The following is a 12,331-nucleotide window of genomic DNA, read 5'->3' as shown; positions in this document are numbered from 1 at the left end:
TTTTAGTTTAATATTTGAATTTCGTGAGTTAGTTTCATTGCCTTACGGTAAACAAACGATACACCGCAGTACCTTTCCTGTGAGAGGTTTATTGCCTTTTCCAGCTTATCCAAAGGCAAATCCTTACCCTTAAACTGGTAAATAATATGCATGGCATTGTAATGTTTAGGGTGCTCCTCGGTCATTTCTGCTTCAACCTTAACGTTGAAGTAATCAACCTCAACGCGCATCTTTTTAAGAATGGAAATCACATCCATTCCAGTGCAGCCACCAAGTGCGGCTAGCATAAGTTCCTTAGGACGTGGGCCAAGATTTTGGCCACCAACTTCGGCTACCGCATCTATTACAATATCGTGGCCATTCACCTTTGAAACAAAGGCCATCCCATCCTTATATTCGGTATCAACTATATGTTTCATTATAATTAAATTTTAATTTGCACGACAAAAGTACTTGCCTTAAACATGATATTTAGTGTTGTTTGGGTAACATGTACCAAACAAAAAGTTGGTATTTACCAATTCTGTTTAACTTTGAAAAGTTGATTTTGGAAGGTAGCTACAAACTCAATGCTTTATTTAATTAAGAGTGTGAACAAAATAAACATTTACAAGTTAATCATCGTGTTTATTTATAATTTGAGTATCGTTAATGAAAACAAATGGATGTGTAAAATCCGACTTACCCGTTTCATGCTTTAACCTGATAACTCAGGAGCAATGGGAAGCCCTTTCTGCTGGGCGCAAAGTAATTTCTTTTAAAAAGGGAGAGCTGCTTATCAAAAAAGGGATGGCTCCTAACCAGGTAATATTTATTACAGAAGGCTTTGTACTAAAATACATAGAGACAGATGAAGACAGAGCCGTTAATGTTGATATTCTTAGAGAAGGTGATTTTATAGGAATTCAAAGCGTTTTGGGAGTTACCAGCTGTAACTATTCCTATAAAGCCTTAACCAATATTACCGCTTGCGTTATTAATACTGCCCTGCTAAAATCGTTACTTGAAACTAACTCAAATTTGGCACTAAGATTACTTAAAAGAGCCGCCGAAGACGAGAACGCACTCATGGAATTTCATGCCCGGCTAACCTATAAGCAAATGGCCGGCCGACTCGCCTTGACACTCCTTTTTTTAACTGAAAATCGATTAAGGGATATAAATATTTTCCGACTACTCACCCGTAAGGACATTGCTAACTTCGCAGGAATTTCCCACATAAATACCACAAAAATTCTTAAAGAGTTCGAACGTGAAGGAGTAATTAAGCTGGTTGAGAAGGACATTTATATTGCCAATAGAGAAATGCTAAAGCGATATGCCCTTATCGGATAACTTCTTAAAAACCCAAACTTTATGGCAAACGTCATTGATATTCCCATTAATAATCATTAACTTTCGAAGAAAGGAATAACAATCAAATTATTCAAAGCTAAGGAAAAGGTAAAATGAAAGGGCAACCAATATCAAAAGTAGTTTTAAGCTGCCGAGTTCTTTTCATTCTGCTAATGCTATTGCTTTCACTAAGAAACTCAGCCCAAACATCGCTACCCGACACCCTGGTGTTTGGGAGCGATTCCAACTTTCCTCCATTTGAATATATTGACGAGAATGGCAATCCAAACGGCTTCAACATCGATCTTATTAAAGCTATAGCACAAAAGGAGGGCTTTTTCGTTAAAATCAAGCTAGGAGTATGGTCAGATATTAAGCGGGAATTTGAGGAGGCTGGCACCATCCACATTTCCGACATGTTCTATACAAAAAAACGGGATAGTATTGTTGATTACGCCATTCCTCATATGGTTACATACGAGGAAATATACATTCGCAAAGGGACAAAAGGCATATATACTTTAGAGGATTTGGCTGGTAAAAGAGTTGCAGCACTTAATGCATCAACAATACAAGAATTTTTAAGGGAGAACTACCCTTCTATTAAGCTAGTTCCCGCAAAAGATGAACCTTATGCTCTAAAGCTACTTATAGAAAAGAAGGTCGATGCCGCGTTGCTTTCGCATATTATCGATAAGGAGTCAATAAAAGAGTACACTGACTCTGTGATTATTGTTGGAAAAGTTTTTCCGCGAGAATACTCCTTTGTTGTGAAAGAAGGAAACCTGCTGCTTTTAAATAAAATAAACCGTGGTATTATTCAGCTAAAGGAAAGCGGAGAGTTTGATAGGATTTATAAAAGATGGTTTCCATTAACTATTAGCTCGTGGTTCTACAAAAACCGATACATAATCGCTTTAATAGTATTTGCTTCTATTTCAACAGTGCTATTTTTTATCATCTTACTTCAAAATCTTGTAAAACTCCGAACTAAAGAACTAGAGTATTACAATTCAAGGCTAAAACTAATATCGAGCCTTAACGTTGCAAGGATAGGAAAGCAATCGGCAATAGAGCAAACCTATGAGATGATTCAAAAATTTAAGAGCGCATTCAATATTGATTCTGTTGTTGTACGTGTTCTGGAAAACAATAAGCTAAAAGTTTTTACCAAATATAACCTTACTGATGAGATTCCAGAAGAAATAGACATTAAGAATTATGCAGTTAATGATATATTAGTATTAAAAAGCCCCATTTCATTTACAAAAAAGCAGCTAAAAGAAAAAGGCATAATTCCAACTGGTTACAGCATTGATGTACTTAAATTTGAAAACCTTGCAATTATTCCACTTTTAGCTGATGAACGAGTGATAGGTACTCTTGAGGTTTGTTCTAAAAATCCTAAATGGCACTTTACGACTATCGACCTAGAGCATCTGCAGATTGTAGCTGGGCATGTAGCTATTTCAATTGAAAATATTCGCCTCTTTGAAGAGAACGAGAAGCAGAAAGAAAGGTTATTAGAACAAATAGCTGTAAGGGAAAAGATTGAAAAAGAGATAAAAGAGCTAAACCAACAGCTGGAACAGCGTATTCTTGAACGTACAGCAGAACTACAACAGGCCAATAGGGAACTTGAAGAGTTTGCCTACTCCATTTCGCACGATTTAAAAGCTCCTTTGCGTTCTATTTTAGGTTTCTCAGAGATAATTGCAAGCCGTTACGAGGATAGTTTAAATAGCGAAGCCCTTAAATACTTTAACTACATTATAGTTGCAAGTAACAACATGACTAACCTTATTAACGACTTGCTTCGATTTGCACGCCTTTCGAAAAATGAAATAATGAAGCAAAAGATTGACTTAAATATCTTCATTGAAACAGTTTTAAAAGACCTAGAAACAGATATAAAAAAGAAAAATGCACAAATAGTAGTAGAAAACAACCTGCCTGCTGTTAATGCCGACACATCGCTCCTTAAACAAATCTTCTTAAATCTTATAATAAACGCCATAACCTATAACCGAGAAGGGGAAACTCCAATTGTAACTATTTCTGCTAAAGAAGAGGTGGATAGCATTATAATTTCAATCAACGATAATGGTATTGGAATTCCGACAGAATACCACGAAAAGATTTTTAATATCTTTCAACGATTACACTCACAATCAGAATTCCCTGGGACTGGAATTGGACTAGCAATTGTTAAAAAAGCTGTAGCAAAATTAGGAGGAAAAATATGGCTAGAATCTGAGGTTGGGAAAGGTACTACATTTTATATCTCTTTTCCAAAGCTTTAGTTTAGGCCTATAATTAAAAACTTGATGTTGGATTTTCTTAAAAGAAACAATGGATAAGCTTCTCAAATTTAAATGTACCTTTTAGCAATAAAGAAAGTTGTAATTATTATCTACACTTACCTCATATTAAACAATTAAAGTCAGCATATTGAAGTAATTCTGAACAATTCAAACCCAACTGCTGTTAAATTTGCTATTACACAAACTATATTCACTATTTTTGTCAGTGAAGCAATAGTTATCTGTTTATAAAATTTACAATTTGCAAGCAAAGTGATATACGTAATACTTACAGGATTTCTAGCAGCATTACTCTCGGTACCACTGCACAAGTACTTCCCAAAAGGAGTTGGCACAATACTAAGTATAGTGCCTATAGGAATATTTGTATGGGCAATATCAAGACTTGAGAACGTAATAGAAATTGGGTATGTAACCGAATCGTACGAATGGGTTAAATCAATCAACCTAGATTTATCATTTAGACTCGATGGCTTAAGTATATTTTTTGTGCTACTGATTTCTGGCGTTGGTTTTTTCATTTTTAACTATGCAAATAGCTACCTACAAAACGACCCCAACAAGGGAAGATTCTTTCTCTATTTAAGCCTTTTTATGACTGCAATGCTAGGCATTGTAATGTCGAACAACCTGTTAATTCTCTTCATATTCTGGGAGCTAACCAGCTTGTCGTCGTACCTGCTAATTGGCTACTACCATCATCAGGAGGAATCCCGAAAATCGGCATTAATGGCGATGCTAGTGACTGTAATGGGAGGCTTATTTATGCTAGCAGGATTTATATTACTTGGCATAGAGGTAGGCTCCTTCAACATTACAGAAATTTTAAACAACCCTACCCTACTTGATGGCAACCAGTTAAAACCAATAATAGCTGCTCTTATATTAGTTGGTGCGCTCACCAAATCGGCACAATTCCCATTTCATTTTTGGTTACCCAATGCCATGGCTGCCCCGGCACCTGTTAGTGCATATTTACACTCAACAACCATGGTAAAAGCTGGAGTCTTTCTTGTTGCAAGGCTCTCTCCCTTATTCAATAACTCAGATGTATGGACACTAACCCTAATTCATATTGGCGGAATAACCATGGTATACGGGGCAATTATTGCAATTACCCATACCGATATGAAAAAGGTGCTGGCTTACACCACTATTAGCGCTCTTGGTATTATGATGCTACTCCTTGGAATGGGAACAACTATTTCTGTTCAAGCAGCAATGGTATTCCTGCTTGCCCATGCCCTTTATAAAGGCACGCTTTTTATGGTTACAGGAAATGTTGACCACGAAGCTGGTAGTCGAGATTTGTCAAAACTATCGGGATTAGGGAAAAAAATGCCCTATACATTTTACGCCGCTGCACTTGCATCGCTTTCCATGGCCGGTGTAATTCCCTTTTTTGGATTTATAGCCAAAGAGATTCTTTATGGCGCAGCATTCAGCTCTTCCTTTGCAAGTAGCATAATTGGATTTGGTACTTTTGTAACCGGAGTAATGTTTGCTGGCTTAGCATTTGAATTCGGACATAAAATATTTACTGGTAAAACTTCCGAAACACCAAAACAGGTGCATGAAGCCCCTGGGCCAATGTTATGGGGGCCAATTGTTCTCGCAACACTCGGATTAATTGGTGGTATATTTTCTGAACAGCTGGCTCAACCTATACTCCACCATTCATCAAACCAAATTCTAGATGTTGAGCATGTTCTTGAGCTTGGCCTTTGGCATGGATTTACAATAATTTTTGCGCTAAGCTTACTAACACTCGTGTTTGGCTATCTACTTTTTAAAGCAAGAAAAAGGTTGCTTACCTTTTCCGATAAGCATAAACTTAACCAGAAACCAGGCCCCGAAAATGTTTATAACAAAAGCATCCCTGCACTATTGAGAGTTGCCAAGGGACAAACAAAATTCTTTCAATCTGGAATATTAAGGAACTATCTAATTATCATCACCTTAACTTTAATATCGATAATATGGTTACAGGTTCTATTGAGTAATAATTCTATACACCTCCAAAACTTTTATGAGCTTACCCAACTGAAATGGTACGAACTTGTTTTTGTTATACTTATGGGAATCGGAATAGCAAATACGTTGGTTGCCAAATCACGTTTAACCTCAATAGTTTCTCTAGGCCTAATTGGATATGGAACTGCCGCCACCTTCCTTTATTTTGGTGGTCCCGATGTGGCAATGACCCAGTTTCTTATTGAAACGCTAACCATTGTTCTTTTTGTGCTAACCCTTAACTATCTTCCTAAGTTCATAGAAATAAAAAGGAGCAATAAAATTAAGCTGATGATTCCTGCCCTGCTCTTTGGCATTACCATGACAATTATTTTATTATGGATACATACCTTACCTTCCGCATCGCCTGTAAGAGATTTTTATGCCCAATCGAGCTACCTGCTTGCTAAGGGGCGAAATGTTGTTAATGTTATTTTAGTCGATTTTAGAGGATTGGATACCATGGGAGAAATAACGGTACTTGCCATTGCGTCGTTGGGGATTTTCTCCATGTTAAAGTACATTCGAAGTAACTAATAAAACACTTATGCGAACGGTTATTCTTAAAACATCGGTCAAACTACTAACACCTCTATTCATATTGTTCTCGCTATTTCTACTATTTAGAGGCCATAATGCTGCTGGAGGCGGTTTTATAGGCGGCCTGCTTGCAGCAATAGGTTTGTTTATGAGAGCAATGGTTCTTGGTGTAAACAATACCATTGCTAAGTATAGGATTCGCCCAATGGGAATTATAGCGATAGGGCTAACTATAGCCCTCATTAGCCTTATAATCCCTCTTCTTCTAGGACACCCTCTTATGACAGGTGTTTGGCTAAAGTTTTCGGTTCCATTAATAGGCAAGCTAGGCACACCTTTAATGTTTGACATAGGTGTTTACGCTTTGGTTATTGGTGTGGTGTTAAACATAACGTTTATTCTTTCAAAAAATTAGTCATGGAAATAGTTCTTACAATACTTACGGGAATACTATTTGCTGCTGGGCTCTACCTAATGTTTCAAAAAGGCATGGTAAAACTCATTATAGGTATTATGATGCTTAGCTACGCCACGAACCTTTTCATTTTCTTAATAAGCAGGCTTAATCGTGGTGTTCCTGCTATAATAAACAAAACAGAGAATGTGTTATCGCCACCTTTTGCCGACCCAATACCCCAAGCACTTATACTAACAGCTATTGTGATTGGTTTTGGTATTCAAGCATTTGCCATTGTGCTTATCCGAAGGGTTTACAAAGTTACAGGAACTTCGGATATGGATAAGTTGAACTCATCAGAAAAAATTGATTAATCCCATGCAAAATATTGCTTTAGTTACAGTTCTATTTACCCCTCTTGCAACAGCAATCCTAATGTTCTCGGCATGGGGTAGGAAAAAATTACAGGTAAGTATTGGCGCGATATCAACTTTATTGCAACTGATTGCTGCAATAACGCTATTCCAAAAGGATAATGCCATAGGCATTGAGATTGTGAATGTAGGAAGTTGGCCTACCGGTTTTGGCATTATGTTAGTAGCCGACCGTATGTCTACAATTTACCTGCTCCTTAGCTCTTTCATGTCGGTGGTAGCATTTTGGTATGCCGTTTCATTCATTAAATCTAAAACATCCATTTCAATATTCTTTCCAGTTTATTTTTTCCTTGTTTTTGGGCTAACAGGAACATTCCTTGCGGGTGATATTTTCAACCTATACGTTTGGTTCGAGGTTATGCTGGTTTCGTCGTTTGTACTATTTACAATTGGTGCAGACAAGCAGCAACTTGAGGGGTCGCTAAAATACGTAGCAATTAATGTCCTGAGCTCAACACTATTCCTTATTGGGATAGGATTGCTGTACGGTTTAACCGGACATCTAAATATGGCCATGATAGGAAAAGCACTCCCCTTAGTTACAGACCAGCTGCTAGTAAATACAACTGCTGTTTTCTTTTTTATTAGCTTTGGTATTAAAGCGGCTATCTTTCCTTTATTCTTTTGGCTTCCCGCATCATATCACACTGCACCAATTGGTTTTACCGCACTTATTGTTGCTTTGCTTACCAAGGTTGGCATATATTCTATGACACGGTTCTTCACGGTTATCTACCCTCTTGAAGATACATTTTTACAGATAATCATGCTTGTGCTTGCAGCACTAACCATGGTAATTGGTGTACTTGGTGCAGCTGCTCAGGTGGATTTCAGAAAAATTCTTTCCTTTCATATCGTATCACAGATTGGCTATATGCTAATGGGGCTAGCTATTTTTACCCCATTGGCTATTGCTGGCTCGCTTTTTTTCGTGATTCATAATGTGCTTGTTAAAACAAACCTGTTTTTTGTTGCGGGCACCGTAAACCGAAACTTTGGTAGCTATAAGCTAAAAGAGCTTGGAGGTGTTCTTAGGCAATCGCCTTGGCTTGCCCTCTTTTTTGCGATATCGGCATTTGCCCTTACTGGCATCCCACCATTAACTGGCTTTTGGGGTAAATATCTGCTTGCCTGGAGCGGGTTCCAAGAAGGGAGCACGCTCGTAGTAACAGTTACTACCATTTCACTACTTGTTAGCTTACTTACACTCTTTTCAATGACCAAGATTTGGAATGAGGTGTTCTGGAAGCCATCGCCTAATGGCAGCCAAAATGAAAAGTTTGATTTAATCAAACTTATTAAATTGCAACCTGGAATGATGCTTAGCATTATTGCAATTACATTGGTAGTTCTAGTAATTAGCTTTTCCCCAAACTCAGTAATTGAATGGAGCATGAAAGCCTCTAACTTTTTAGTAGATAATCAGAGCTATATTGAAAGCGTGTTAAACCATATTAATTAAACGAAGTTAGCCTTTCTCTTTTGGTGTTTAATTACAATAGACAGAATGAGAATAATATTCAGATTAATATTAGTATCGACAATACTTACAGTAGGATATTTATTCTACATTGATTTTTCGCTTGTTGCACATTGGGTTTTGGTAATTTTCTTTTCAATTCTCTTTTCCTTGTGGCTTTTAACCTTTTTCTTTAGCCGGAAAACTTTCTTTCAAGGTATATATTTTGCTGAGTTTGTACTATACTTTGCAAGAGAGATGTTAACGGCTACCTTTCAGATTGTGCGAGAGGTGCTGACCAGAAAAACTCATATCAAAGCTGGGATTATTGCCCTACCTTTAGATTTAAAAGATGACCTTGAGATTACCATCCTTGCCTCGCTTATCTCATTAACACCTGGTACCTTAAGCATAGAGGTTTCAGAAGACAAGTCGCTACTTTTTATACATGCCATGTACATTCCCAATGGCGATACCGATAGAATTAAGTCGCAAATAAAGAATGGTTTTGAAAGACGAGTTCAACGAATTTTTAACTAAAACAGGCATTCATGGTAAATATTGTGCTTAAAATATCAATGATTCTAATTGGGCTCTCAATGCTTCTTGTGGTTATTCGTTTTCTACGAGGTCCATCGCTTCCCGATAGGGTTACAGCCTTCGATTTATTCACAACACTTGTTATTGCATCTATTGCCATGTTCTCATTAATATGGGAAAATGTAAACTTTTTGGATGTTGCTGTAGTGCTTTCGTTAATAGCATTTCTAGGAGCAATGTCGTTTGCGTATTACATTTTTAAAAGAAAGGAATAATGATAAACGAGATAGTTACATCGCTACTAATTGCAATAGGTTCGCTATTCATGTTTGTTGCATCAATAGGTATACTTAAGTTTCCAGATTTTTACTCGCGCATGTCGGCCATAACAAAGGCATCGACATTAGGACTAGGAATGGTTCTACTTGGTATATCAATACACTTTGACCAAGTTGGAGTTTTTGCCAAAGCTTTCATTATTATTACCTTCCTTTTGCTAACCAACCCTGTAGGGGCTCACGCCATTTCAAGAGCAGCATATAAGCAGAGAATAAAGCAAAGCGGTTTTACCATTATTGATGAGCTGAACACGTTGCACAATAAAGTAGAACAGCTTGAACAGCAATGGAGCACAAGTAAAGCTGATATCAATATTGCAGAAGAGCTAATCAATGAAATAGTAAAACTCCCCGCTTCGCATGGTGGTAGCTTTAGTCGAGCTATTGAAATTGCTGAGGAAGTTGCATCGATTCAGCCTGCTGTAGGACATAGATTATTGGGAACAACTTATGCAAAAATGGGCCGTTTTGATAAAGCAGAATCGTTACTCAAAACCGCTTGCATCGAATGCAATTATAGCTCCCAAGCCACTTTGGCCTTAACCGATTTTTATGTACAAAACAATCTTCCTACTAGGGCAATAGCTGTGCTTGAGGAAGCACTCAAACATCACCCTAATAGCTACGAGTACCTTATGCGTGTAATCCTAATTGCTTTTGATTCAGGCACAAGCAATAAGTTTGCAATTGAATGCTGTAACCGTATTATTGAGATGAGCCAAGAGGCTCCTGCCGATTACCTCTTACAAGCTTCCAGCTATAAGAGATATTTTGTTGAACGAAGTAGCGGTAAATAATAATTTTTAGCAGAATATTTTGATAGCGGTTTATCGGATTTGCAGAATGTAAATTCTATTTATAAAAAACCCTGGCATCAGCCAGGGATTATTATAGAAGCTATTTACTAAAACAGCAGAAATTACTTAAACTCAGCAGCAATTTTTTTTGCTATCTCTTGGAACTCTTCGCTGGTAAGATTCAATTTGGGTTTCCTAAAATCGATGTCGGATTCTTTATTCAAAGGAACGAGATGAATATGTGCATGTGGCACCTCTAGACCAAGTACTGCGACACCAATTCGTTTACAAGGCACAACCTTTTCAATGGCTTTAGCAACACGTTGGGCAAAGAGCGTGAGTCCAGACAAAGTATCAGGGTCGAGGTCAAAAAGATAGTCAACCTCAACCTTAGGGATTACCAACGTATGCCCTTTAGCCAATGGATTAATATCGAGGAAAGCATAAAACCTTTCGTCTTCGGCAACCTTATACGAAGGAATCTCTCCCTTAACAATTCGACTAAAGATAGTAGCCATATCAAAATGGTTTTAGATTGAAATATTGAGTATCTCAAATTTAATTAAGCCAGATGGTACTTGAACTTCAACAATTTCACCTACCTTTTTACCAATAAGCGCCTTGGCAATAGGAGTGGAAATAGATAACTTGTTTTCTTTAAGATTAGCTTCCGACTCTGGGACCAGGGTGTACTCCATTACGGCGTTATTTTTAAGGTTCTTAATCTTCACCTTATTAAGTACCTGCACCGTACTTGTATCAATTTTTGATTCATCGATTATTCGTGCATTGGCAATTAGGTCCTCTAGCTTTGATATGCGTAGTTCAAGTAAACCCTGAGCCTCTTTGGCTGCATCATACTCTGCATTTTCCGATAAATCGCCTTTATCGCGTGCTTCAGCAATCATTTTTGAGATTGCTGGGCGCTCAACTGACTTCAGATGCTCTAACTCTTTGCGCAGCTTTTGTAGCCCTTCTTCGGTTAAATAGTTTACTTTACTCATGTTTCTATAATATTTAAATAAAAAAGAATCCCGACAAACCTATCGGAACTCTTCGGTGCAAATATACAAAATTTTGTTTACGTAGGCAAGTGGTTTAGCTCGTTTAAAAATATTTTGGCTTAATTATTTCGGCGTAAACTACTGCCTTTCGGGCGTCAAAATCGGCTAAAATTGATTTTTTTTCTTCCTCCTTAATTTCGTTATCGGCTCCAATCTCTTGGCTCTTTAACCTCTCCTCCTCCGCCTTGGTCGATTCCTGATAGTCGAACTCTCCAATTTGGCCTTCTACCTCTGAAACAGGAACATCAATTGGTTCATATTTTTCAGGTTGCTGTACATCTAGTATTTCAGAATCATGAGTTGGATAAAGTTGTTCCTCCGAAACAGGAATATCGGCAATTGGCTCATTTACATCATCATACTGCTGCTCAGGTGAGCCATACTCTTGGTAGGTTTCAGTCACATTTTCTTGCTGCGATTCAACATACTCATCTTCAGTTTGGTTATAAGATATATCCTCACCAACAAGCTCTTGCAACTTCTTCAAAAGGTCATCGTTAACTTCTGAGGAATCTTTTTCCTCAAATGTTTTTTGAGCTGATGAATAAGCTTGCGACTGCCTTTTCTGCTCTGCTTGCTTTTTCTTTTTGTTGGCGTTTCCAACAGCATTGAGTATAGCTAAGCCAATAGCAATAAGTATGTATATGAAATCTCCTGCATCCATATCGTAAAATTTTTATCAAACTATTTAAACTTCCACAACCATAAACGTAAGCGTTGACGTAGCGTACGTTTCGTTCTATTCTTTTCTGCCTCCTTTTGCGATTGTTTCATACGTTCCTGAACCTCAGGATGCTGATTCTTCATGTGCTGTTCAGCTAACTTCTTCTCTGCACTAGCATCTTTTCGCTTCAGTTTTTCAGATTTTGATTTTGCTTTTCGTGTTAACCTTTCAGTCTTTCTTTTGTACCTAAAGGCAATCCACTTTCGCCGAATCTCCTTAACCCGTACCTTCCAAACCTTTTCGCCAGGATTAGCTGGCACAACTGTTGGAGCAAGGTTTTTAGAACAGCCACTAAACACTAAAAGAACAATCGCAATAAACCATATCTTTTTTATAACTTTGCCCAAGATACTAATATTTACA

Annotated in this window: 14 protein-coding genes; 9 read left to right on the top strand and 5 right to left on the bottom strand. The window is 37.6% G+C overall.

The features are described from left to right. Positions 1–2: 2 nt before the first annotated feature. Positions 3–419 (bottom strand): OsmC family protein, encoded by a 417-nt coding sequence (locus FHG85_RS05110; RefSeq protein ID WP_173073640.1) that lies wholly within the window; start codon positions 417–419, stop codon positions 3–5. Positions 420–651: 232 nt separating this feature from the next. Between FHG85_RS05110 and FHG85_RS05105 the strand changes: the two genes are divergently transcribed. The 9 genes from FHG85_RS05105 to mnhG all read left to right on the top strand — a co-directional run bounded on the left by FHG85_RS05105 (position 652) and on the right by mnhG (position 10,180). Beyond that, positions 652–1,335: a Crp/Fnr family transcriptional regulator gene (locus FHG85_RS05105; protein ID WP_173073638.1), complete on the top strand. Its 684-nt coding sequence runs from the start codon at positions 652–654 to the stop codon at positions 1,333–1,335. Between the two features lie 113 nt (positions 1,336–1,448). After that, positions 1,449–3,638, top strand: a complete 2,190-nt coding sequence (locus FHG85_RS05100; RefSeq protein ID WP_173073636.1) for an ATP-binding protein — start codon at positions 1,449–1,451, stop codon at positions 3,636–3,638. Positions 3,639–3,911: 273 nt separating this feature from the next. Further along, on the top strand, positions 3,912–6,209 hold the full coding sequence (gene mbhE / locus FHG85_RS05095) for a hydrogen gas-evolving membrane-bound hydrogenase subunit E (protein ID WP_173073634.1): 2,298 nt from the start codon (positions 3,912–3,914) through the stop codon (positions 6,207–6,209). A gap of 10 nt (positions 6,210–6,219) precedes the next feature. Continuing rightward, positions 6,220–6,627, top strand: a complete 408-nt coding sequence (locus tag FHG85_RS05090) for an MnhB domain-containing protein (RefSeq protein WP_173073632.1) — start codon at positions 6,220–6,222, stop codon at positions 6,625–6,627. Between the two features lie 2 nt (positions 6,628–6,629). Continuing rightward, positions 6,630–6,983 carry a Na+/H+ antiporter subunit C gene (locus FHG85_RS05085; protein ID WP_173073624.1) on the top strand — a complete coding sequence of 118 codons (354 nt, stop codon included), beginning with the start codon at positions 6,630–6,632 and terminating at the stop codon, positions 6,981–6,983. A 4-nt stretch (positions 6,984–6,987) separates the two neighbouring features. Beyond that, positions 6,988–8,508 carry a proton-conducting transporter transmembrane domain-containing protein gene (locus tag FHG85_RS05080; RefSeq protein WP_173073622.1) on the top strand — a complete coding sequence of 507 codons (1,521 nt, stop codon included), beginning with the start codon at positions 6,988–6,990 and terminating at the stop codon, positions 8,506–8,508. 45 nt (positions 8,509–8,553) lie between these two features. Further along, complete coding sequence (locus tag FHG85_RS05075) at positions 8,554–9,045, top strand: Na+/H+ antiporter subunit E (protein WP_173073620.1); 492 nt, start codon at positions 8,554–8,556, stop codon at positions 9,043–9,045. An 11-nt stretch (positions 9,046–9,056) separates the two neighbouring features. Then, entirely contained in the window at positions 9,057–9,320 is a 264-nt protein-coding gene (locus tag FHG85_RS05070) for a monovalent cation/H+ antiporter complex subunit F (protein WP_173073618.1), read from the top strand. After that, on the top strand, positions 9,320–10,180 hold the full coding sequence (gene mnhG, locus FHG85_RS05065) for a monovalent cation/H(+) antiporter subunit G (RefSeq protein WP_220429235.1): 861 nt from the start codon (positions 9,320–9,322) through the stop codon (positions 10,178–10,180). The genes FHG85_RS05070 and mnhG overlap by 1 nt, the downstream gene beginning before the upstream one ends. Before the next feature lie 122 nt (positions 10,181–10,302). On the opposite strand, the gene FHG85_RS05060 is transcribed toward mnhG, so the two are convergent. From FHG85_RS05060 to FHG85_RS05045, 4 genes are all read right to left on the bottom strand, one after another. Then, a complete protein-coding gene (locus FHG85_RS05060; protein ID WP_173073616.1) occupies positions 10,303–10,698 on the bottom strand; it encodes an HIT family protein in 396 nt (131 codons plus the stop codon). A 12-nt stretch (positions 10,699–10,710) separates the two neighbouring features. Next, a complete protein-coding gene (greA, locus tag FHG85_RS05055) occupies positions 10,711–11,184 on the bottom strand; it encodes a transcription elongation factor GreA (RefSeq protein WP_173073613.1) in 474 nt (157 codons plus the stop codon). A 103-nt stretch (positions 11,185–11,287) separates the two neighbouring features. After that, on the bottom strand, positions 11,288–11,908 hold the full coding sequence (locus FHG85_RS05050) for a hypothetical protein (protein WP_173073611.1): 621 nt from the start codon (positions 11,906–11,908) through the stop codon (positions 11,288–11,290). 20 nt (positions 11,909–11,928) lie between these two features. Continuing rightward, complete coding sequence (locus FHG85_RS05045; RefSeq protein ID WP_173073609.1) at positions 11,929–12,315, bottom strand: hypothetical protein; 387 nt, start codon at positions 12,313–12,315, stop codon at positions 11,929–11,931. Positions 12,316–12,331 lie beyond the last annotated feature (16 nt).

This window comes from Tenuifilum thalassicum (assembly GCF_013265555.1).
Taxonomy (GTDB): Bacteria; Bacteroidota; Bacteroidia; order Bacteroidales; family Tenuifilaceae; genus Tenuifilum; species Tenuifilum thalassicum.
Note: the sequence above shows the minus strand (reverse complement) of the source record. Positions and strands in the feature narration are given on the sequence as shown.